Raw genomic sequence first — 21447 nt, forward strand, 5'->3', positions numbered from 1 at the left:
GCCGGGGTCCGCCGACTCCGTCCCACGCGCCGACCGGCTCCCAGCGTCCTCCCAGCCGGCGACCGACCGCGGCGCAGGTGCGACGCCCACGATGGCGCCATGAGAGCCGACGAGCCCAGGGTGCTGCGATGGGAGGCGCGCACCGGCTGGGTGCTGAGCGCCGCCGCCGTCGCCTTCCTCCTCGCCTACGCCCTGCCGATCCTCGACCCCGGGCTGCCGGCGGCCCAGCAGGCGCTGTGCGCCGCGGCGACGTGGGCCACGTGGGCCGTCTTCGCCCTCGACTTCGGCGTGCGGGTCGGGCTCGCCTCGGACCGTCGGCGTTTCGTCCGGAACAACCTCGTCGACCTCGTCGTCGTCGTGCTCCCGGTGCTCCGGCCCCTGCGCCCGCTGCGCCTCGTCACGCTCATGTCGGTGCTCATCCGGCACGCCGGCAGCTCGTTGCGGGGGCGCGTGCTCACCTACGTCGTGGGCGCGACGTCGCTCGTCATCTTCGTGGCCGCGCTCGCCGTGCTCGACGCCGAGCGGCAGAGCCCGACGGCCAACATCCGCTCGTTCCAGGACGCGCTGTGGTGGGCCGTCTCCACCGTGACGACGGTCGGCTACGGCGACCGCTACCCGACGACGACCGAAGGGCGTTACGTCGCAGCGGGTCTCATGATCGCCGGTATCGCGCTGCTCGGCGTCATCACCGCCGCCTTCGCGTCGTCGCTCGTCGACCGGGTGCGTGAGGCCGAGCAGGAGACCGGCGCGGCCACGCGTCGTGACGTCGCAGCGCTCGCCGACGAGGTCGCCGCGCTGCGGCGCGAGCTGGGCGTGCTCGGTGCGCTGCGCACACCGCACGCCGCGTTCACCGAGTCGTTCCCGGTGCCCGCCGACGCGGTGCCCGCCGACGCGGGGCCCGCGGCGTTCGACGATCCTCCGACGAGGGCCGGAGAGCGTCGTGACGCACGTCGGCCGGAGGCCCCACCCGGGGGGCGGGGACTCCGGCCGACGGTCCTCTCACGCTGAGGGTCGTCGCACGCCGCGTCAGTGCGAGGTGCGACTCTCGCGGTCGTAGTTGCGCCCGAGGAAGGCCGGGATGCTGGCCCACCGCAGGGCGAACATCATGACGAGCAGGGTCGCGACGTAGGGCAGCATCGAGATGAACTGGTGCGGCACGTCGAGCCCGCCGACCTGCACCCGCAGGGCCAGCACCTCCATGCCGGCGAAGAACGCCGAGCCGGCGAGGATGTACTGCGGCCGCCACCCGCCGAAGAAGGCGAGGGCGATCGCGAGCCAGCCGCGCCCGGCCACCATGCCCTCGGTGTAGGTGCCGGTGTAGGTCATCGGCAGGTACGCGCCCGCCAGGGCCATCAGGGCGGCGCCGCCGGCGCTGCACCAGATGCGGGTGCGGGCGACGTTGACGCCGAGGCTGTCCGCCGCCTTGGGGTTCTCACCGACCGACCGCAGCGACAGGCCGTGGTTCGTGCGGTAGAGCAGCCAGTAGAGCAGCCCCGAGACGAGGAACGCGAAGTAGACCATGGCCGACTGCTCGAAGAGCACCGGGCCGAGGACCGGGATCGCGGACAGGCCCGGGATGCTGAGGTCGTCGAGCGTCGGGATGAGCGGCGGCTGGAGCGTGACGCCGATGACGACCTTGTAGAGCAGCGACGCGATGCCGGTCGCGGCGAAGAAGAGCGCGAGCCCGATGACGAACTGGTCGAGGCGGAAGCGCGTCGTGACCCAGCCGAGGAACCAGCCGAAACCGCCGCCGACGAGACCCGCGACGAGCAGGCCGACGAGGTTGCCGCCGAACGTGAGCGACACGAGGAAGCCGACGCTCGCGCCGAGCATCATCAGGCCCTCCTGGGCCACGTTGAAGACGCCGGCACGACCGGCGAGCATCGTGCCCTGGGCCGCGAGGATGAACGGCACCATGGCGGTGACGACGAGCTGCAGGAACGAGGTGACCTCGGTCATCGGGCGTGCCTCCTCAGGCGGGATCCGACGACGTCGGAGAAGAGCAGGAAGAGCAGGATGAGCGCCTCGACGATGAGCACCATCTCGCTCGGGACGCCGGCGCTGCGCTGCATGGCGCTGGAGCCGACCTCGAGCACGGCGATGCCGAAGGCCACGAAGGGCACGGCCAGCGCGTTGCCGCGCGCGATGAGGCCGATGATGATGCCGAGGAGCAGGTAGTTCGACTGCATGCCCTCGATGAGCTTGCCGTGCACGCCGGCGACCTCGATGGCCCCGGCCAGGCCGGCGAGGGCGCCGCCGACGACGAGCGAGCCGACGGCCACCCGCCCGATCCGGATGCCGTGCACCTGGGCCGCGCGGCCGTTCGCCCCGACCGCGCGCAGCTCGTAGCCCGGCACGCTGCGCCGCATGACCACGACCGTCGCGGCCGCGACGAGCACGGCGAGCACGACACCGAGGTGCATGGGTGGGCGACCGACGAGGGGGAGCAGGCCGCCCTCGCCGATGGGGATCGTCGTCGGGTGGCCGGCCGCCGGGTCGCTCCAGACCTCGGAGGCGACGTAGTCGACGATGCCGAAGCTGACGAAGTTGAGCAGCACGGTGCTGAGGATCTCGTTGATGCCGAAGCGGTCCATGAGCCAAGCCGCGATCCAGGCGAACACCGCGCCGGCGAGGACGCCGACGACGAGCACGACCGGGAGGAGCACGACCATCGGCAGGTCGGCGAGCAGGATGCCCGCCGCCGCGCTGGCCGTCGCGCCGACGAGCAGCTGCCCCTCGCCGCCGATGTTGTACTTCCCGGCCGCCAGCGGGATCGTGAAGGCGAGCGCGAGCAGCACGAGCGGCACCCACTTGTGCACCGTCTCGACCAGGCCGAAGCCCGACTTGAACGACGTCGTGAGGATCGCGCGGTAGGCGTCGACGGGGTTGTGGCCGAGCGCGGCGATGACGACACCGGCGACGACGAAGGCGAGCAGGACGGCGACGACGTACGAGCCGATCCGGCCCGCGAGCGAACCCCCGCGGCCGCGCGGGGCCTCGGCCTGCGGCGGCGTCTCGACCGGGGTGCTGGTGGTGGTGGTCATGCGGACTCCTCCAGGCCGGCCATCAGGTGGCCGATCTCGTACTGGTCGTACTCCCCGCGCCGGCGCTCGCCGACGATGCGACCCGAGTAGACGACGAGCACGCGGTCGCACAGGTGCGTCAGCTCGTCGAGGTCCTCGGAGACGAGCAGGACGGCCGAGCCGTTCTGCGCCGCCTCGCGCGTGCGGTCGTAGACGAACTGCGTCGACGGGATGTCGAGACCCCGGGTCGGGTTGTGCAGGATGAGGAAGCCGGGCTCGTGCGAGAAGGCGCGGGCCAGGATGATCCGCTGGATGTTGCCGCCCGAGAGCTGCGCGGCGGGCGTGCCGGCCGAGGGCGCCTTGATCGAGAAGTCGCGGATCGCGGCGTCGGCGTGGGCCCGGGCCCGGCGCCAGTCGAGGAACGGTCCCGTGCGGAAGCGGCGACCGCGCTGCGCGCCGAGGACGAGGTTCTCGACGATGCTCTCGGAGGGCAGGATGCCGTCACGGTGGCGGTCCTCGGGCACGTAGGCCACGCCCCCGTCGAGCCAGGCCGCGGTCGGCTCGCCGGCGAGGTCGCGTCCGTCGAGCGCCATCGAGCCGGCGGCCGCCGGTCGCACGCCCGAGAGCGCCTCGACGAGCTCCACCTGGCCGTTGCCGGCGACGCCGGCGATGCCGACGATCTCGCCGCCCCGGACCGAGAGGCTGACGTCGGCCGCCACCACCCCGTGGTCGTTGTGCGCGACGAGCCCCTCGACGACCACCCGCGCGGGCGGGGCGTCGGGGTCGGCGACGCCGGTCGCCGACCGGTCCGACGCACCCGACGCACCCGACGCACCCGACGCGCCGGCAGGAGCGGCAGCGGCGTGGCCGGCCACGCCCGACGTGGGCGCGGCCATGCCGGCCGTGACGACCTCGGTCACGCGGCTCACCATCGCGTCGTCACCGACCATGAGCTTGGCGAGCTCGGTGGGGGAGGTCTCGCGCCGGGCCACGGTGCCGATCCGCCGGCCGTCGCGCATGACGGTCAACGTGTCGCAGACCGACATGGTCTCGCGGATCTTGTGCGTGATGAAGACGACGCTCATGCCCTCGTCGACGATCGCCCGCAACGAGCCGAAGAGCGAGTCCACCTCCTGCGGAGTGAGGTTCGTGGTGGGCTCGTCGAGCACCAGCACCTTGGCGCCGCGGTAGAGCGCCTTGAGGATCTCGACGCGCTGGCGCAGCCCGACCGAGAGGTCGGCGATGGTCGCCCGGGGGTCGACGGTGAGGCCGAAGCGCGTCGACAGGTCGCCGATCCGGTCGGCCGCGCCGCCGAGGTCGAGGGCCGGCCACGAGGGGAGGTGCGTGCCGAGGACGATGTTCTCGGTGACCGAGTAGGTGTCCACCTGGAGGAAGTTCTGGTGGACCATCCCGATCCCGTGGGAGATCGCGTCGCGGGGGTCGCGGATGACGACCTCCTGCTCGTCGAGGGTGACCGTGCCGCTGTCGGCGCGGTAGAGGCCGTAGAGGACGTTCATCAGGGTCGTCTTGCCGGCGCCGTTGCCGCCGAGCAGGCCGTGCACCTCGTTGCGGCCGACCGTGAGGTCGACGCCGTCGAGGGCCACGACCGGCCCGAACGTCTTGCGGATCCCGTCCATGTGCAGGAGGGGGCGCGCGTCTCGCGCGGTGTGCTCGCTCATGTCCGCGCCGTCACTTGATCGCGGTGAGGTTCTTCTCGACCGTGATCTTGCCCGACGTGATGTCGGCGACGGCCTGCTCGACCTTCTTGGCCACGGCGGGGTCGACGTTCTTCGGGGTCTGGATCGAGACACCGGCGTCGAAGCCGAGCGGGTAGTAGCCGCTGCGCTCGCCGGCCTTGATCTTCGTCAGCATGTCGCCGAGGGGCTTGGTGAAGTCGTAGATCGCGGCCGTCGCGTAGTGCTCCGGGTCGAACTGCGACTTGTCGGTGTACTTCGCCGTGACGACGACGTCGTCCGTCTTGCCCTTGACGGCCTGGAAGGCGCCGACCATGCCGAGGTTGAGCGAGCCGATGATGACGTCGTTGCCCTGGCCGACGAGCTGCGAGGTGATCTGCTGGGCCTTGGTCGGGTCGTTGAAGTCGCCCGTCCACACCGGGGTCACGGTCGCGTTCGACCCGTTGTCCTTGAGCGCCTGGTTGACGGCGTGCACCTCGGAGTACGAGAACGGCAGCGACAGGCCGCCGACGTAGCCGATCTTGCCCGACTTGGTCTGGGCGGCGGCGAGCACGCCCAGCGGGTAGAACGCGGTGTGGAAGTTGCGGTCGAGCACCCACAGGTTGGGCACGGCCTCCTTCGGCTTGTCGTCGAACTCGCCGATGAAGGTGACGTCGGGGTTCTGCTTCGCGAGCTTGCTCGTGGCCTCGAAGTACTGGCTGCCGTGGCTCCAGATGACGGTGTACCCGTCGGCGAGGTACTCCTTCATCACGCGCTCGGCGTCGGGGACCGGCACGCTCTCGGAGTGCGCGGTCTGCGCGCCCGAGGACTTCTCGGCGGCCTGGAGGGCGAGCAGGCCGAGGGCGTTGTAGTCGGCGTCGGTCGCCGACCCGGAGAAGATCGCGGCGATGCGGGGGCTGTCGCCGCTCCCGCCGCCGGTGGCGCCGGAGCCCGCGTCACCGGACCCGCAGGCGGTGGTGAGCAGGGCGACGGTGAGGACAGGGGCGGCGATCCGGACGAACGTGAGGCGTGCCATGTGTTCTCCAAGGGGTGCTCCGACCGCGAGGTCGGTGTGTGAGTGCGGCCTGTGCCGTTGCGGAGGACTGTGCCATCGCTCACAAACACCGCTCTTCGTCAACATCTGACAGCGGGACCGCCCTCAGGTTGTGGTGGATTCAGCCACCAGGACCCGGGCCCACGTGGTGGGCCGCCTCCCGAGGAGGGCCGTCAGGGTGGCCGGATCGCCGACGAGACCGCCGCGGTCGTATGCCGTGAACATCGCGAGCAGGTCGGCGCGGGCCTGCTCGCCCAGGGCGGCTCCCGGCCCCTCGGCCCACGTCTCGGGGGCGAGCTGCTCGGCGACGACGGGGCGCGCGAGCACGTCGGCCGCGACCGCGGCCTGCTCGCGCACGGTGAGCCGTTCCGGGCCGGCGAGGTCGAGCGCGCGGCCCTCGTGGCCGGGGGTCGTCAGCACCGTCGCCGCGACCTCGCCGACGTCGTGGAGGTCGACGTTCGTGAAGGGTGTGTCGAGCGAGTGCGGCACGGCGATCCGCCCGGCGAGGGCGGCCCCGACGAGGTTCTGGTGGTAGGCCGCCGGGCGGAGCACGGTCGCGTGCGGCAGGAGCTCGCGCACGACGGCCTCGGCGCGCCCCTTGCGCACGTGGTGCGGCATCGAGGCGTCGTCCGGGTGCAGCACGGAGTGGAAGGCGAACCGGCTGACCCCGGCACGCGCGGCCGCGGTAGCCACGCGCTCGGCGATGCCCACCTCGTCGGGGTGGACGTTGGGGGCGAGGTGGTAGACGGCGTCGACGCCGTCCACCGCCTCGTCGAGACCCAGCCCCGTCTCGAGGTCAACGACCGAGATCGATGACGCCCCAGCGGCATACGCCGTCTCGGCCCTCGCCGGCGATCGTAGGGCAGCGCGGACGTCGACGCCGCGCCGCGACAGGGCGGCCGTCATCGCGCGGCCGGTCTTGCCGGCCGCGCCGACGACGAGCACCGTCGCCCGGGTCGGCCGGTGCGGTGCGCTCGTCGTCACGGATCTCGTCCCCGGCGTCAGAGCCAGTCGACATCCGCGGCCACCTTGCCCTCGGCGAGGGCCGCGTAGCCCGGACCGCGGTCGAAGAACGGGGACTCCTCCGGGCGCTCGGCCCGGCGACGCCCGCGCTCCGCGTCGGACGCGGCCGCGTCGATCACGGGGGCCTCCTTGTCGCCCGAGGCGACGACGCCGTAGTCGCGGAGCGCGCCCTCGATGGAGACCTTGCCCCACCGGAGGTCGCGCTCGACCTCGTCGTAGGGGCGCTCGAGCGGGTCGCCCCAGCCGCCACCGCCCGTCGTGCGGATGCGGATGACCTGCCCGGCCTTGATGACCTCGGCGTCGGCCAGCGCGTCGACGGTGCGCTCGTCGGGGCCACCCACGTCGACGGTCACCTCGAAGGGACGACCGGCCTTGCCACCCTTGACGCCCCAGCACGCGAGGATCGAGCGGTCCGCGATCGACATGAAGTTCGCGTCCTTGAGCATGCGGATGTGCTTCTCGTAGCCGAGCCCACCGCGGTGACGACCGGCGCCGCCGGAGTCGACGGCCAGGCCGAGCCGCTCGACGATGAACGGGAAGCGGCTCTCGGTGAACTCGGTCGGCAGGTTGCGGCTGTCGGGCACGACGTGGATCGTGTCCTCGCCGTCCGCGTAGTAGCGGCCGCCCGAGCCGCCGCCGAGCACCTCGCGCATGAGGTAGTCGTTGCCGTCGCGGTCCTTGCCGTAGACGCCCGTGTAGCGGATCGTCTCCTGGTCCGCGGGCATCCGGCCGTCGACGGCCTTGGCGACGACGCCGGCGAGCACGCCGAGGAGGCGCAGGATGACGAAGGTGCGGGCGTTGGTCGGCGCCGGGTAGATCGGCGTGAGCAGCGTGCCCTTCTCCGGGAACTTCATCTCGATGAGCGGCACGATGCCCTCGTTGACGTCGAGCTCGGCCATCCGCTCGGGGGTGTCGGCGAGGTTGCGGAGGATCGGGGCGAGCCACTTCTTGAGGAAGTTGCCGCCGACGTAGTCGCCGCAGTGGTTGATCGGGCCCTTGGCCTGCTTGGCCGTGCCGGTGAAGTCGATGACGAGCTTCGGGCCGCCGTCGCCGGGGCCGGGGCCGCCGGTCGAGACCTTGGTCAGGGTGATGCGCTGCGTGTGCAGCATCGGCTCGTCGACGCCGTCGTGCTCGGCGTAGTCCTCCCAGACGTAGGTGCCGTCGGGGATCTTGCTGAGGATCTCGCGGCGGTAGGTCTCCGTCGTCTTGTCGAGGATCGCGTCGAACGCCGCCTCGATGGTGTCACGGCCGTAGCGCTCGAAGAGCTCGCTGAGGCGGCGCGCGCCCATGAGGCAGGCCGAGCACTCGGCGTCGAGGTCGGCGGCCAGGCTGTCGGGCATGCGGCTGTTGCGCGTCATGATGCGCAGGGCGGCCTGGTTCGGAACGCCCTTGTCCCACAGCTTGATCGGCGGGACCGAGAGTCCCTCCTCGAAGACGGTCTGCGCGTTGCTCGGCATCGAGCCCGGCACGGCGCCACCGATGTCGTCGTGGTGCCCGAAGGCCTGCACGAACGCGACGACCTCGCCGCCAGAGAAGACCGGCACGGTGACGCAGAGGTCGGGCAGGTGGCCGATGCCGCCCTCCGACTCGTAGACGTCGTTGTGAAAGAAGACGTCGCCCTCGCTCATCTCGGAGAGCGGGAAGTCGCGCGCGATGGGGTGCACGAGCGCGCTGTAGGACCGACCGGTCAGCTTGCGCAGCTGGCGGTCGTGGATGCCGGCGCGGAAGTCGTGCGCGTCACGGATCATGGGGGAGCGCGACGTACGCGCGATGGCCGTCTCGACCTCCATCTCGACGCTCGCGAGGGTGCCCTCGACGATCTCGACGAGGATCGGGTCGACCGAGCTGCCCTCGGGCGTCAGCCGGTTGCCGTGCTCGTACGCCGTCGGGAGCCCCGCGGGGTTGACGGGCCCGTCCGTGTGGCCGGCCTCCGTGCTGCTCGCGTGGGAGCCGACGGCGGCGTCGACGGGGGCGAGGCGCGTGGCCGCGGTCTGGCAGGAGAAGCACATCTCAGGCCTCCTTGGTGATGACGAGGTTGCCGAGGCTGTCGACGCGGACGACGAAGCCGGGGTGGACGGGGACCGTGGAGCCGAACTCCTCGACGATCGCGGGGCCGGTGACGACGTCGCCGGCGAGCATGTCGGGACGCCACCAGACGTCGGTGTCGACGTAGCCGTCCTCGGGGTCGAAGCAGACCGGGCGGGTGCTGCGGTGGGCCCGCTCGCGCACGTCGGCGGCGCCCTCGGCGGCCCCGAGCTCGCGCAGCTCGGGACGGGTGATCGGGCCGACGCCGGTGACGCGCAGGTTGACCCACTCGACCTGCTGCGTGGGGTCGTCGCGGAAGTCGTAGCCGTAGAGCGCGCGGTGCTCGTCGTGGAAGCGCTCGGCCACACCGGCGGCGTACGCGGCGTCGACCTCGCCGTCGGGGGCACTGACCCGCACCTCGTAGGCCTGGCCGAAGTAGCGCAGGTCGATGGTGCGCGTGTAGCGGTGCGCGTCACGGGGGAAGCCCTCGGCGTCGAGCGCGGCGGCGGCGCGGCCCGTCAGGTCGTCGAAGGTCTTCTGCACGGCCGCGAAGTCGAGCGCGTGCTGGCGGGCGACGGCGGTCTGCACGTAGTCGTTCTTGACGTCGACGGTGAGCAGGCCGAAGGCCGAGACGTTGCCGGGGTTCTGCGGCACGACGACGCCGGCGAGGCCGAGGATGTCGACGAGGCGGCAGGCGAGCAGCGAGCCCGAGCCGCCGAAGGTCGCGAGCATGAAGTCGCGCACGTCGAGGCCGCGCTTGACCGACACCTGGCGCAGGGCGTTGGCCTGGTTCCACGCCGAGATCTCGAGGATGCCGGTCGCGCACCGCTCGAAGTCGAGGTCGAGCCGTGCCGCGAGCTCGGTGATGCCCGCCCGCGCGGCGTCGACGTCGAGCGGGATCTCGCCGCCGAGCAGGTGCGGGGGGATGCGCCCCAGGGTGACGTGGGCGTCGGTGATGGTCGGCTCGAGGCCGCCCTTGGCGTAGCAGAGCGGGCCGGGGTCGGCGCCGGCCGACTGCGGGCCGACCTTGAGCGAGCCCTCGGGGGAGACCCAGGCGATGGAGCCGCCGCCCGCACCGACCGTGACGACGTCGATCATCGGGATCTTGCTCGGGTAGGCGCCGACGGAGCCCTCGGTCGTCAGGGTCGGCTCGCCGCCGAGCACGACCGAGACGTCGGTCGAGGTGCCGCCGCCGTCGCAGGTGAGCACCTTCTCGAAGCCCGCACGGCTCGCGATGAGGCCCGCGCCCAGCGCCCCGGCCGCCGGTCCGGAGAGGACCGTCGTGATCGGCTGGTGCACGACCTCGTCGGCGGAGAGCACGCCGCCGTTGGACTTCATGATGTAGAAGGGCAGCTTCGCGCCGCTGCTGACGAAGTCGTCGAGCCGCTGGTGGATGTTGGCGACGTAGCGCGACACGTTCGGCTTGACCGCGGCGTCGACGAGGGTCGTCATCGAGCGCTCGTACTCGCGGTACTCGCGCAGCACCTCCGAGCTGATCGACACGATCGCCTCGGGGTGCTCGCGCCGCAGCACCTCGCGCAGCGCGAGCTCGTGGCTGTCGTCGGCGTAGGAGTGCAGGAGGCAGACGCCGATGGTCGTGATGCCGCGCTCCTTGAACCAGCGGGCCGCGCGGACGGCGCTCTCCTCGTCGAACGGCCGGATCTCGTTGCCCTCGAAGTCGATGCGGCCGCCGACGGTCTTGACGTAGTCGGCCGGGACGATGCGCGGGGGCTTGACCCAGAAGTAGGAGTTGCCGTAGCCGTCGGGCACGGCCTGGCGGGCGATCTCGAGGATGAACTCGTAGCCCTCGGTCGTGATGAAGCCGAGCGCCTCGACCTTGCCCTCGAGGAGCTTGTTCGTCGCGACGGTCGTGCCGTGCGACACCGCGGTGATGTCGTCACCGCTCGCGCCCATGAGGTCGAGCACCTTGCGCACGCCGTTGAGGAAGCCGTCGGCGGGGTTGCCGGGCGTCGACGGCGTCTTCGTCGTGACGAGCTCGCCCGACACCTCGTCGAGGGCGACGACGTCGGTGAACGTGCCGCCGGTGTCGATCCCGATGCGGATGCGACGGGTGGCGGACGCCCCGGTCTCGGCGGGCTGGGTGGTCGCGTCGGGCATGCGCGCTCCTCGGGTGTGACGTGCGGGCTGGGCTGCACCGATTCAACGGCAGATGGCCGCGCCGTTTCGTTGGCACAACCTGCCAACGGAACGGCCCTCCCGGCTCACACCTCGCCAATCCCGCATTTCGTCGTTCCGGCGTGCTCTCACCCGCGGCGCATGATGCCGCGCCCGGCCACCGGCGCGACGCTGGGTGGGCGACCCGGCATCCGGGCGCGGGTCGGGAGGAGGGCGGCATGGCCGACGAGGACAGGCGCGCCGACGTCGCGGCGCTCGAGGCGGAGGTCGAGCGGCTGCGCCGCCGCAACGCCGCGCTCGAGTCGCCCGGCGGCGCCCGGGCCCGTCGCCTCGCCCGCAGCACCACGGTCGTCGTGCTCGTCGTCGTCGGCGCCCTGTGCCTGACCCTGACGGTGCCGGCGGTCTGGGCCCGCAACCAGGTGCTCGACACCGAGCGCTACGTGGCCAACACGGCTCCGCTCGCCACCGACCCGGGCGTGCAGGCGGCCGTCGAGGCCGTCGCCAACCGGCAGATCGCCGCGCGCCTCGACGTGGGCGGGCTCGTCGCCGAGGCGCTGCCCCAGCAGGCGCAGCGGCTGCGTGCGCCGATCGCGTCCGCGGTCACGGGCCTCGTCGCGGCCGCCGTGCACCGCGCCGTGGTGAGCGAACAGTTCGCGGCGGTGTGGACGGCCGCGAACCGGGCGGCGCACGCGACGCTCGTCGGCATCCTGACGGGCAAGGACGACGGACAGGCCGTGACGGTCTCCGGGGGAGCGGTGCTGCTCGACCTCGCACCCGTCATCGAGCTCGTGAAGGCCCGGCTCGTGGCCTCGGGCCTCACGGTCGCGCAGTCGATCCCGGCGGTGGGGACCTCCATCGAGATCGCCCGGCTCGACGGCGTCGAACGCGCCCAGCAGCTCGTGCGGTGGCTGCGCACCCTCGCCGACTGGCTGCCGTGGGTCGGGCTGGCCGCGATCGCCGGCGGCGTCGCCCTCACGCCCGGGCGCCGGCGCCGGACCGTGCTGCGGGCCGCGCTCGCGACGGCGCTCGGCCTGCTGCTCCTGCGTGCCGGTCTGCTCGTGGCCCGCGAGGTCTACCTCGACCGGATGCCGACCACGGTCCTGTCGACGCCGGCCTCCGCCGCCGTCTTCGACACCCTGACGCGCTTCCTCCGTGACGGCATCCGGCTCGCGTTCGTCGTGGTCCTCGTCGCCGCCGGGCTCACGGCGCTGCTCGGCCACCGCGCCGCCGTGGCCCGCCTCGCCGGCCGGGCGCTCGCCGTCGGACGCGGGCTGTGGCGCGACCTGTCCCACGGCCCCCTCGGTGTCGCCGTGACGCGCCGCCCGCGCGCGGCGGCCGGCTCCGTCGTCGCCGTGGGGGCCCTCGTCCTCGTGCTGTGGGACGACCCGACGGGCGCCGTCGTGCTGACCGTCCTCCTCGTCGTGGTGCTCGTCCTCGCCGTGGTCACGGCGCTCGTGTCGCGCGGCCCGCGCACGGTCCGTCGGGATGATGTCGAGGGCGCGCCGCCGGCTCCGTCCCACGGGTGAGCGTGCCACGCTGGCACGACACGACGAAGGAGCAAACAGATGGCCAGGTACCTCATCGGCGTCGACTTCCGGTCCGGCCCGGACGACACCCCCATGTCGGAGTGGGAGCCCGCCGAGGTGCAGGCGCACCTCGACCACTACGGCGCCCTCAACGACGAGCTGATGGCCTCGGGCGAGCTCGTGGAGGGGACGATCCTCACCGGCCCCGACCTCGCCAAGATCGTGACGAGCGACGGCGGCGCGCCCGTCGTGACGGACGGCCCGTTCTCGGAGTTCAAGGAGTGGCTCGCCGGCTTCCAGGTCGTCGAGGTCGCGTCGGAGGCGCGGGCGATCGAGATTGCCGCGCGGGTCTCGGCCGTGCCGGGACGTGGTGGGCGCCCGACGCAGCAGCCGGTCCACGTGCGGCAGGTCATGGACGAGCCGCCCGCCGACCCCGAGGGCATGGACGCCTTCCTCCGCACCGCCGAGGGTGCGTCCTGAGCGCTCCGTCGACCGTCGACGACCTGCTGCGCGAGCTCGCGCCGCAGGTCGTCGGCATCGTCAGCCGCAGGTTCGGCGACTTCGACGCGGCCGAGGACGCCGTGCAGGAGGCGCTGCTCGTGGCATCCGGGCGCTGGCCCGTCGACGGGGTGCCCGCGGAGCCCCGGGCGTGGCTCGTCACGGCGGCGTCGCGCCGGCTCGTCGACCTGTGGCGCAGCGACTCGGCGCGCCGCGCGCGGGAGGCCCGCGTCATCGCGTGGGACGTGCCCGCCGCCGACCCGGACGACCGCGACGACAGCCTGGCCCTCCTCCTGCTCTGCTGCCACGCGTCGCTGACGCCGGCGTCGGCGATCGCGCTGACGCTGCGCGCGGTCGGTGGTCTCACGACCGCCGAGATCGCGCACGCGTTCCTCGTGCCCGAGGCGACGATGGCGCAGCGGATCAGCCGGGCCAAGGCGACGGTCCGTGCGTCGGGCGCCCGCTTCCGGATGCCGCCCGCTGCCGATCTCGACGCCCGCCTCCCGTCCGTGCTGCACGTGCTCTACCTCGTCTTCAACGAGGGCCACACGAGCTCGCGCGGGGCGCAGCTGCGGCGGGTCGACCTCTCCCGCGAGGCGATCCGGCTCACGCGACTGCTCGTGGCGGCCGTGCCCGACCATGCGGAGGCCTCCGGTCTGCTGGCCCTCATGCTCCTGCTCGAGGCGCGCGGCCCCGCCCGCACCGACGGCCACGGCGAGCTCGTGCCGCTGCCCGAGCAGGACCGCTCGCTCTGGGACGCCGCCCTCGTGGCCGAGGGCCTAGCCCGGCTCGACGAGGCGCTCGCCCACGGCGCGGTCGGGGACTACCAGCTGCAGGCGGCGATCGCGGCCGTGCACGGCCGCGCCGCCACGGCGGCGGACACCGACTGGGCCGAGATCCTCCGGCTCTACGAGCTGCTCGAACGCGTGACGCACAACCCCGTCGTGACGCTGAACCGCGCCGTCGCCGTGGCGATGGCGCAGGGACCCGACGCCGCACTCGCCGTCGTCGACGCCGTCGAGCCCGACCTCGGTGCGACGCACCGGTGGCTCGCGGTGCGGGGACGGCTGCTCGAGATGGCCGGCCGCGCCGACGAGGCGGCCCGGCACCTCGAGCGGGCGGCCGGCATCGCGACGAACGAGGCCGAGCGTCGCCACCTCGCCGGTCGGGCGGCAGCGGTCCGCCGCGCAGCCGGGAGCTGAGCCCACGGGCCGACGGACGACCGTTGCCCACCCGCCCACGTGCCGGCACACGGCAGGAGCCGTCTCGCCGCGAGGCCGGGCCCACCAACGGTCGTCGGTCGGCCCGGCCTCAGGGCGTCGTGCGTGTCGGTCGGCGTCAGCCGGCGTCGCCGCGGTGGATCGGGGCGTGCGGGAAGGACGTCTCGGCGGCGCCCTCGAGCTCGGCCCGGTGGTTGCGGATGAGGTCGAGGTTGCGGTCGCGCAGGTGGTCGAACGCCTGGCCGACGTTCGAGCCCGGCGTCAGCGAGGCGAGCGCGTCGGCCGGGTCGAGCCGGGCCGCCACCCAGCCGGGGTGCGTCGCCGCCTTGGCCACGACGTGACCGATCGGCGTCACGATGTGCGAGTTGCCGAAGTAGAGCACGCCGGCCGGGTCGGCGCCGACGGCGTTGGCGCCGATGACGTAGACGTGGTTGTCGTAGGCACGGGCGCGCGAGGTGAGGTCCCAGATGTCGGCCGAGCGCAGCAGGGCCGACGGGCGGCAGATGACCTCGGCGCCCTGCACCGCCTGGATGCGGGAGAGCTCGGGGTAGTCGCCGTCGAAGCAGATGATCATGCCGATGCGGCCGAGCTCGGTGTCGCACACCGTCACGGTGTCGCCCGGCGTGACCCAGCCGCCCCCCGAGACGATCTCGGAGCAGAACGGGTGGGTCTTGCGGTAGACGCCGAGCACCTCGCCGGCGGGGTCGACGAGCACCGACGAGTTGTAGACGACGCCGCGCTCGGGCCCGCGCTCGTAGGTGCCGAAGCAGACGTGCACGTCGAGTTCGCGGGCGACGGCCTGGATCGGCTCGGTCATCGCGCCGGGCAGCTTCGAGACGAGGTCCCAGAGCTCCTCCTTCGAGCAGTTGGGCGTGAACCCGGTCGTCGCCGACTCGGGGAGCACGACGAGCTCGGCGCCCGTCGCGGCCACGCACTCGCGGGTCATCTCGACGCAGCGCTCGAGGTTGGCCCGGATCGACTCGGCGGTGAGCGGTCCGGCGACGGGGGCGACCTGGACGGCCGCGGCGGTGAAGGCGCGCACGTCAGCCCCTCCGTCCCGCGGCCCAACCGACGAGGACGCCGACGAGGGCGACCACCCCACCGGTCACGACGCCCAGCGCGAACTCGCGCCCGGCGAACGCGGCCGCGGGACCGGGCCCACCGGCATACGTCGTCGGCGCGGCCACGGCCTCGCCCGTCGTCGCCGCAGGGATGCCGGGTGCCGCGGCGGGCGCGGCGGCGGGGGCGCCCTTGGCCGCGGGGCGGACCCCGCTGATGTCGGCGTCGACGGCCGAGAAGAACTGGCCCGCCATCTTCTTCGTCACGCCGGCGAGCATCCGCTGCCCGACACCGCCGATGACGCCGCCGACGGCCGCGTCGGCGTCGTAGGTGAGGGCCGTGCCACCGCCGGTTGCGGGCGCGAGGCGCACGACGACGTCGGCGTCGACGGTGCCGGGCGCACCCGACCCGGTGGCCTTCATGGTGAAGGAGTCGGGGTGGTTCGGGTCGCGGAGCGAGACCTCGCCGTCGTAGGTGCCCTTGATGGCAGCCACGCCCGCGGTGACGGTCATGGCGTAGTGGTCCGGCCCGAGCTCGGTGAGGCGCTCGCAGCCCGGCAGGCAGCGCGCGAGCACGGCCGGGTCGTGGAAGGCGTCCCACACCTGCTGCGGGTCGGCCGCGAGGGTGGCGGATCCGGTGATCTTCATGCGGTCGGCTCCTTCGAGAGCGGGCGTGACGGGCGGGTCGTGCGGTGGAGCGAGGGGATCTCGCCGTCGGCGTGCCGGCGGCGCAGCTCCCAGAGCTCGTAGGGCGAGATGGGCATGCGGGTGATCGGGAAGCCCTCGGCGTCCTCGATCGCCGAGGCGATGACGGCCGTGACCGGGATGCAGCCGGCCTCGCCGGCGCCCTTGATGCCCAAGGGGTTGAGCGGGCTGGGCGTCTCGAGGTGGTCGGCCTCGATGGTCGGCACCTCGGACGCGTAGGGCATGAGGAAGTCCATGTACGAGGCGTTGAGCAGCTGGCCGGACTCGTCGTACGCCATCCGCTCGTAGAGCGCACCGCCGACTCCCTGCGCGACGCCGCCGTGCACCTGGCCCTCGACGATCATCGGGTTGATCATGGTGCCGCAGTCGTGGATGACGCAGTAGCGCAGGATGCGGATCTCGGCCGTCACGGGGTCGGTCTCGACGATCGCGGCGTGCATGCCGTTGGCGAAGGTCGCCTGGGTGGGGGAGTAGAAGCCCTTGCCCTCGAGGCCCGGCTCCTCGCCCTCCGCGACGGGCGGCTTGTCGGGGTCGAAGGTGCCGGCGAACTGCGTTGCGGCCTGGGCCGCCTCGTCGAACGCGTAGCGCAGCGGGTTGGAGAGCACCGACACCGTGCCGAGGCTCATCGACGTCGTCGGGGCCCCCTTGACGCGCACCGTGCCCTCGACGATCTCGAGGTCGTCGGGCGACACCTCGAGGGCGTCGGCCGCGATGCGCAGGGCCTTCTCGCGGACCTTGCGGGCCCCGAGGGCGATGGCGCTGCCGCTCATGACCGCCGCGCGGGACGCGAAGGTGCCGACGGCATACGGCATCTTGCGGGTGTCGCCCGTCGTGACGTGGACGTCCTCCATGCGCACACCGAGCTCCTGCGCGACGATCTGCGCGAAGGCCGTCTCGTGTCCCTGGCCCTGCGAGGTCAGGCCGGTCGCGACGTTGACCCGGCCGCTCGTCTCGATCTGGATGTGGCCGCCCTCGTAGGGGCCGACGCCGGTTCCCTCGACGTAGCAGCCGATCCCGAGGCCGACCTTGCGTCCCTCGGCCTGGGCGGTGCGGCGGTAGTCGGCGAAGTCGTCCCAGCCGACGAGGTCCTTGAGCTTGGCGAGGCTCGTCGGGAAGTCGCCCGAGTCGTACTTGAGCGGGCGGCCGTCCTGGAAGAGCAGGCCGTGGTCGAAGGGCATCTCGCTCGGGAGGATGAAGTTGCGGGCGCGCACCTCGGCGCGGTCGAGGCCGAGCTCGTCGGCGATGGCGTCCATCGTGCGCTCCATCGCGAAGCAGCCCTGCGGACGGCCGGCGCCCCGGTAGGGCGTCACGAGGACGGTGTTCGTGTAGAGCGACCAGAACTCGCAGCGGTAGGTCCCGGGCTTGTAGGGCCCGAGCAGCTGGGTCGAGGTGATGATCGGGACGATGATGCCGTAGGGCGTGTAGGCGCCGTTGTCGTGCCAGAACTTCACGTCGAGCGCGAGCAGCCTCCCGTCGTCGTCGAACCCGACGGTGACGCGCTGGAGCTGGCCGCGCTCGTGGGCCGACGAGATGAAGTGCTCGCGACGGTCCTCTGCCCACTTGACCGGACGGCCGAGCAGGCGCGCCGCCCACGGGACGAGCACCTCCTCGGGCCACGGGTGCATGATCTTGACGCCGAAGCCGCCGCCCACGTCCGGCGCGATGCACTCGACCTTGGCGAGCGGCAGCTCGAGGCGTGCGGCGACGGCCGCGCGCACGCCCGTCGAGGTCTGGGTCGAGGAGTACATCCGCAGCTCGCCGCGCTCGGCGTCCCAGCGGGCGTAGACGCCCTTGCCCTCCATCGGCATGCAGGCGCTGCGCTCGATGTCGAGGTCGAGGGTCAGCGTGTGCGGTGCCGACGCCATGGCGGCGTCGACGTCGCCGACCTCCTGGAGCATGTGGGCAGCGACGTTGCCCGGCACGTCGTCGTGCACGAGCAGGTCGCCGTCGCGGGCCTTCTCGATGCCGACGACGACGGGCAGCTGCTCGTAGCTGACGCGGATCCGCTGGCAGGCGTCCTCGGCGACGTAGCGGTCGGTCGCGACCACCATGACGATCGCCTCGCCGACGTGGTTGACCTGGTCCTTGGCGAGCGCGTAGCCGGTGCGCCCGTGCGTCAGCGTCGGGTGGGGGATGAGGAGCGGCATGGGCTGGCCGACGCTGGTGGGGAGGTCCTCGTGGACGTAGATGCCCACGACGCCCTCGACGTCGATGGCGTCGGCCACGTCGATGTCGACGATCCGGGCGTGCGCGTGGGGGCTGCGCACGAAGGCGGCGGCGAGCGCGTCCTGGCCGAGGTCGTCGAGGTAGCGGCCGCCGCCCGTGACGAGGCGGGGGTCCTCCTTGCGCCTGATCGGCGCGCCGAACATCTGCGTCGTCATGCCTGCTCCTCGCCCGAGTCGCCCGATTCGCCCGAGTCGCCCGATTCGCCCTCGGCACGCTCGGCACGCTCGGCCTTGATCTCGGCGGCGCGGAGCACGCTCTTGACGATGTTCTGGTAGCCCGTGCAGCGGCACAGGTTGCCCGAGATCGCCTCGCGCGCCTGCTCGCTCGTCGGGGCCGGGTTCTCCTCGAGGTAGGCCGTGACCGTGGTGAGGAACCCGGGGGTGCAGAAGCCGCACTGGAGGCCGTGGCACTCGGCGAACGCCTGCTGCACCGGGTTCATCGACTCGCCGGTGGGGGCGACCCGGGCGTCCGGGGCGGTGCAGAGGCCCTCGACCGTCGTGATGGCGTGGTCTTGGGCCGTGACGGCGAACATCAGGCACGAGCGCATCGGCTGGCCGTCGACGAGGACGGTGCAGGCGCCGCAGACGCCGTGCTCGCAGCCGACGTGGGTGCCGGTGAGCTCGAGGTCGTGGCGCAGGAAGTCCGACAGGAGGCGCCGGGCCGGCACGGCGGCCGAGCGGCGCAGGCCGTTCACCGTGACGGTCACGTCGTGGAGGGTCTCGCTCGTGGTCTCGCTCGTCGTCTCAGACATCGCTGGCTCCTGCACGGTCGGCGGCTTGGGGGAGGACCCGTCGGGTCAGCTCGGTGACGAGCATGCGGCGGTAGTCGGCGCTCGCGTGGATGTCGCCCTCCGGCTCGACGTGCGCGTGGACCGCCTCGGCGGCGGCGTCGAGGGCCGAGTCCCACGCGCCCGAGCCCGGCTCGACGCCGCCGAGGGCGGGGGCGAGGTCGAGCACCGACGGCACGTCGGTGACGGAGACGAAGGAGGCGCGGGCGGCGGAGACGAGGCCGTCGGTGACCGTGACCGCGACGCCGATCCCGGCCATGGCGTAGTCGCCGTGCCGCCGGGCGGCCTCGACGAAGGCGGTGCCGGTGCCGGCGGCGAACCGCCCGAAGCGCACCGCGACGGCGAGCTCCTCGGCGGCGAGCGAGGTCTCGAGCGCGCCGAGGAAGAAGTCCGACCAGGCCACCTCGCGCGACCCGGACGGCCCGGCCACCTCGATGACCCCGTCGGTCAGGGCGAGCACGGCCGGCATCTCCCCGGCGGCGTCGGCGTGCGCGATCGAGCCGACCGTCGTGCCGCGGTTGCGGATCGCGGGGTGGGCGACGTTGACGAGCGCCTGGCGCAGGAGGGGGAGGGCGGCATACGCCCCCTCGGAGCGCTCGAGGCCGGCGTGCCGCACGAGGGCGCCGACGCGCACGGCGTCCGGGCGGACCTCCACGGCGTCGAGGCCGGCGACCCGGTTGATGTCGACGAGGTGCGCCGGTGACGCGAGCCGCATGTTGAGGATCGGGATGAGGCTCTGACCGCCCGCGAGGACCTTGCCGTCATGGCCGACCTCGGTGAGGACGGAGACGGCCTGCTCGACGGTGAGCGGGGCGTGGTGCACGAAGGGGGCGGGCTTCACCGAACTGATCCTGCCTCTCGATGACGGTCGGGTACTAGTGATGGTTGTGCATGGCTGGGCGTGGGCTTTTGGCAACATCTGCCGTGAACGACCGTGGGCCCCCGATTCGAGATCGGGGGCCCACGGGCCGCGGGAAGCAGGTGCGTCAGCGGCGGCGCAGGTCCGGCCCGCCGGGACGGTCCTGGTAGAGGTCGTCGATGCCGTCGGCATCGCCGTAGTCGCCTTCGCGTTCGCCGAGCGAGATCATCGTGCCTCGTGCGCTGTCGGCGCGTGCACGCAGGTCGGCCGGGGCCAGGCTGCGGGCCAGGTGGAAGGCCGCGACCGCGACGATCGTGCCGAGCGCGATGCCACCGAGGGTGAAGCTGTCGGTGAACTTCAGCTCGACGTTGCCGATGCCGATGATGATGCCGGCGGAGACGGGAACGAGGTTGATCGGGTTGCCGAAGTCGACCCCGTTCTCCTTCCAGATCTTCGCGCCGAGCAGGCCGATCATGCCGTAGAGCACGACGGTGATGCCGCCGAGGACGCCACCGGGCACCGAGGCGACGAGCGCGCCGAACTTCGGCGAGAGGCCGAAGATGATCGCGACGACCGCCGCGACGTAGTAGGCGGCCGTCGAGTAGACGCGGGTGGCCGCCATGACGCCGATGTTCTCGGCATACGTCGTCGTCGGCGAGCCGCCGACCGCGGACGCGATGACCGTGCCGACACCGTCGGCGGCGATGGCCCGGCCCATGTAGGGGTCGAGGTTCGTCTTCGTCATCTCGGCGACGGCCTTGACGTGGCCGGTGTTCTCGGCGACGAGGGCGATGACGGCCGGGAGCACGAGGAGGATCGCGGCGATCGAGAACGACGGGGCGTGGATGCCCGCGATCTCCTTGCCGTCGGCGCCCGTCGTCGTGGAGGGCGGGAAGCCGAACCACGGCTGCGCGGCGAGGTTGTCGAAGTTCGTGCGGAAGTGCGTCGTCACCTTGCCGGCGCCGGCGTCGTAGGACGTGATCTGGCCGAACGCCTTGTCGAAGATCCAGCTGATGACGTAGCCGAAGATGAGCGCGAGGAACACGGCGATGCGCGAGACGAACCCGCGGAAGGCGACCGCGCAGACGACGGTGAACGTCATGACGAGCAGCGCCACCCACTGGTCCTGCGGCCAGTAGATGCCGGCGACGACCGGGGCGAGGTTGAAGCCGATGAGCATGACGACGGCGCCGGTGACGACCGGCGGCAGCACCTTGTGCACGATCGAGGAGCCGAGGAAGTGGATGGCGACGCCGACGAGCGCCAGCACGAGACCGGCCACGAGGATCGCGCCCGTCACCTGCTGCGAGGTGCCGCCCTGCGCGCGGATCGCGACGACCGCGCCGACGAAGCTGGCCGACGTGCCGAGGTAGCTCGGCACCTTGCCCTTGACGATGAGCAGGAAGCAGATCGTCGCGATGCCGCTCATCATGATCGCGAGCTGCGCGTTGAGGCCCATGACGAGCGGGAAGACGAAGGTCGCCCCGAACATCGCCACGACGTGCTGCGCACCGAGCCCGATCGTCCTGCCCCACGCGAGCCGCTCGTCCGGAGCGACGACGTCGTCGGGGCCCATCGTCTTGCCGTCCCCGTGCAGTTTCCAGCCCAAAGCCATTCCGACTCCCTTGGTTGCC

At 72.6% G+C, this 21447-nt stretch carries 17 protein-coding genes; 4 read left to right on the forward strand and 13 right to left on the reverse strand.

Annotated features, from left to right (window positions below):
- The first annotated feature begins 99 nt into the window (after positions 1–99).
- On the forward strand, positions 100–1008 hold the full coding sequence (locus ABT295_RS18450) for a potassium channel family protein (RefSeq protein WP_352395852.1): 909 nt from the start codon (positions 100–102) through the stop codon (positions 1006–1008).
- Positions 1009–1026: 18 nt separating this feature from the next.
- Here ABT295_RS18450 and ABT295_RS18455 read toward each other — a convergent pair whose 3' ends face one another.
- From ABT295_RS18455 to ABT295_RS18485, 7 genes are all read right to left on the reverse strand, one after another.
- Positions 1027–1959: an ABC transporter permease gene (locus ABT295_RS18455; protein WP_352395853.1), complete on the reverse strand. Its 933-nt coding sequence runs from the start codon at positions 1957–1959 to the stop codon at positions 1027–1029.
- Positions 1956–3044 carry an ABC transporter permease gene (locus ABT295_RS18460; protein WP_352395854.1) on the reverse strand — a complete coding sequence of 363 codons (1089 nt, stop codon included), beginning with the start codon at positions 3042–3044 and terminating at the stop codon, positions 1956–1958. The genes ABT295_RS18455 and ABT295_RS18460 overlap by 4 nt, the downstream gene beginning before the upstream one ends.
- On the reverse strand, positions 3041–4702 hold the full coding sequence (locus ABT295_RS18465) for an ABC transporter ATP-binding protein (RefSeq protein WP_352395855.1): 1662 nt from the start codon (positions 4700–4702) through the stop codon (positions 3041–3043). The genes ABT295_RS18460 and ABT295_RS18465 overlap by 4 nt, the downstream gene beginning before the upstream one ends.
- 10 nt (positions 4703–4712) lie before the next feature.
- Positions 4713–5732, reverse strand: a complete 1020-nt coding sequence (locus tag ABT295_RS18470; protein WP_352395856.1) for a BMP family protein — start codon at positions 5730–5732, stop codon at positions 4713–4715.
- Positions 5733–5855: 123 nt separating this feature from the next.
- A complete protein-coding gene (locus ABT295_RS18475) occupies positions 5856–6734 on the reverse strand; it encodes an NmrA family NAD(P)-binding protein (RefSeq protein WP_352395857.1) in 879 nt (292 codons plus the stop codon).
- Positions 6735–6751: 17 nt separating this feature from the next.
- Positions 6752–8782, reverse strand: a complete 2031-nt coding sequence (locus tag ABT295_RS18480) for a hydantoinase B/oxoprolinase family protein (RefSeq protein WP_352395858.1) — start codon at positions 8780–8782, stop codon at positions 6752–6754.
- A gap of 1 nt (position 8783) precedes the next feature.
- Complete coding sequence (locus tag ABT295_RS18485) at positions 8784–10916, reverse strand: hydantoinase/oxoprolinase family protein (RefSeq protein WP_352395859.1); 2133 nt, start codon at positions 10914–10916, stop codon at positions 8784–8786.
- Positions 10917–11152: 236 nt separating this feature from the next.
- Between ABT295_RS18485 and ABT295_RS18490 the strand changes: the two genes are divergently transcribed.
- The 3 genes from ABT295_RS18490 to ABT295_RS18500 are packed head-to-tail and all read left to right on the forward strand — an operon-like array spanning position 11153 to position 14160.
- Positions 11153–12460, forward strand: coding sequence for a hypothetical protein (locus ABT295_RS18490; RefSeq protein WP_352395860.1), 1308 nt, complete (start codon positions 11153–11155; stop codon positions 12458–12460).
- 39 nt (positions 12461–12499) lie between these two features.
- Positions 12500–12940: a YciI family protein gene (locus ABT295_RS18495; protein WP_352395861.1), complete on the forward strand. Its 441-nt coding sequence runs from the start codon at positions 12500–12502 to the stop codon at positions 12938–12940.
- Between the two features lie 26 nt (positions 12941–12966).
- Entirely contained in the window at positions 12967–14160 is a 1194-nt protein-coding gene (locus ABT295_RS18500; protein WP_352395950.1) for an RNA polymerase sigma factor, read from the forward strand.
- A 136-nt stretch (positions 14161–14296) separates the two neighbouring features.
- Here ABT295_RS18500 and ABT295_RS18505 read toward each other — a convergent pair whose 3' ends face one another.
- The 6 genes from ABT295_RS18505 to ABT295_RS18530 form a co-directional block, all read right to left on the reverse strand.
- A complete protein-coding gene (locus ABT295_RS18505; protein ID WP_352395862.1) occupies positions 14297–15220 on the reverse strand; it encodes a carbon-nitrogen hydrolase family protein in 924 nt (307 codons plus the stop codon).
- A gap of 1 nt (position 15221) precedes the next feature.
- The gene (locus ABT295_RS18510; protein ID WP_352395863.1) at positions 15222–15884 is read right to left on the reverse strand and encodes an SRPBCC family protein; all 663 of its coding nucleotides are present in this window, start codon (positions 15882–15884) and stop codon (positions 15222–15224) included.
- On the reverse strand, positions 15881–18322 hold the full coding sequence (gene cutA / locus ABT295_RS18515; RefSeq protein WP_352395864.1) for an aerobic carbon-monoxide dehydrogenase large subunit: 2442 nt from the start codon (positions 18320–18322) through the stop codon (positions 15881–15883). The genes ABT295_RS18510 and cutA overlap by 4 nt, the downstream gene beginning before the upstream one ends.
- A complete protein-coding gene (locus tag ABT295_RS18520; RefSeq protein WP_352395865.1) occupies positions 18319–18918 on the reverse strand; it encodes a (2Fe-2S)-binding protein in 600 nt (199 codons plus the stop codon). Before ABT295_RS18520 ends, cutA begins: the two co-directional genes overlap by 4 nt.
- A complete protein-coding gene (locus ABT295_RS18525; RefSeq protein ID WP_352395866.1) occupies positions 18911–19795 on the reverse strand; it encodes an FAD binding domain-containing protein in 885 nt (294 codons plus the stop codon). Before ABT295_RS18525 ends, ABT295_RS18520 begins: the two co-directional genes overlap by 8 nt.
- 145 nt (positions 19796–19940) lie before the next feature.
- Complete coding sequence (locus ABT295_RS18530; RefSeq protein ID WP_352395867.1) at positions 19941–21428, reverse strand: uracil-xanthine permease family protein; 1488 nt, start codon at positions 21426–21428, stop codon at positions 19941–19943.
- Positions 21429–21447 lie beyond the last annotated feature (19 nt).

It is taken from the genome of Terrabacter sp. NPDC000476 (assembly GCF_040300125.1).
GTDB lineage: Bacteria > Actinomycetota > Actinomycetes > Actinomycetales > Dermatophilaceae > Terrabacter.

Coding starts and splice junctions, on each gene's coding strand:
- ABT295_RS18510 (WP_352395863.1), bottom strand. CDS start 15,884: ATGAAGATCACCGGATCCGCCACCCTCGCGGCCGACCCGCAGCAGGTG.
- ABT295_RS18455 (WP_352395853.1), bottom strand. CDS start 1,959: ATGACCGAGGTCACCTCGTTCCTGCAGCTCGTCGTCACCGCCATGGTG.
- ABT295_RS18465 (WP_352395855.1), bottom strand. CDS start 4,702: ATGAGCGAGCACACCGCGCGAGACGCGCGCCCCCTCCTGCACATGGAC.
- ABT295_RS18450 (WP_352395852.1), top strand. CDS start 100: ATGAGAGCCGACGAGCCCAGGGTGCTGCGATGGGAGGCGCGCACCGGC.
- ABT295_RS18495 (WP_352395861.1), top strand. CDS start 12,500: ATGGCCAGGTACCTCATCGGCGTCGACTTCCGGTCCGGCCCGGACGAC.
- ABT295_RS18490 (WP_352395860.1), top strand. CDS start 11,153: ATGGCCGACGAGGACAGGCGCGCCGACGTCGCGGCGCTCGAGGCGGAG.
- ABT295_RS18480 (WP_352395858.1), bottom strand. CDS start 8,782: ATGTGCTTCTCCTGCCAGACCGCGGCCACGCGCCTCGCCCCCGTCGAC.
- ABT295_RS18520 (WP_352395865.1), bottom strand. CDS start 18,918: ATGTCTGAGACGACGAGCGAGACCACGAGCGAGACCCTCCACGACGTG.
- ABT295_RS18470 (WP_352395856.1), bottom strand. CDS start 5,732: ATGGCACGCCTCACGTTCGTCCGGATCGCCGCCCCTGTCCTCACCGTC.
- ABT295_RS18460 (WP_352395854.1), bottom strand. CDS start 3,044: ATGACCACCACCACCAGCACCCCGGTCGAGACGCCGCCGCAGGCCGAG.
- ABT295_RS18485 (WP_352395859.1), bottom strand. CDS start 10,916: ATGCCCGACGCGACCACCCAGCCCGCCGAGACCGGGGCGTCCGCCACC.
- cutA (WP_352395864.1), bottom strand. CDS start 18,322: ATGACGACGCAGATGTTCGGCGCGCCGATCAGGCGCAAGGAGGACCCC.
- ABT295_RS18530 (WP_352395867.1), bottom strand. CDS start 21,428: ATGGCTTTGGGCTGGAAACTGCACGGGGACGGCAAGACGATGGGCCCC.